This window comes from Duganella sp. CY15W, assembly GCF_009857555.1.
GTDB lineage: Bacteria > Pseudomonadota > Gammaproteobacteria > Burkholderiales > Burkholderiaceae_D > Rugamonas > Rugamonas sacchari.
Map to the genome: position 1 here is coordinate 1 of NZ_WWCQ01000031.1, position 274 is coordinate 274.

Consider the following 274-nt stretch of genomic DNA (forward strand, 5'->3'; position numbering starts at 1 on the left):
TACTCATCTCGCCCACCTGTGTCGGTTTGCGGTACGGTCTCGTATGACTGAAGCTTAGAGGCTTTTCTTGGAACCACTTCCGATTGCTACAGAGCCTAAACTCTTCGTCCCAGTCCCTTGAATTACGTGCCCGGATTTGCCTAAGCACCTTCTATGAACCAGAAACTGACTATTCCAACAGTCAGACAACCTTCCGCGATCCGTCCCCCCATCGCATCATACGACGGTGCAGGAATATTAACCTGCTTCCCATCAGCTACGCATCTCTGCCTCG

1 rRNA gene is annotated in these 274 nt (G+C 51.5%); it reads right to left on the reverse strand.

Annotation, left to right across the window (positions count from 1 at the left end):
* Positions 1 to 274, reverse strand: a 23S ribosomal RNA gene (locus tag GTP58_RS30925); the annotation flags it as partial.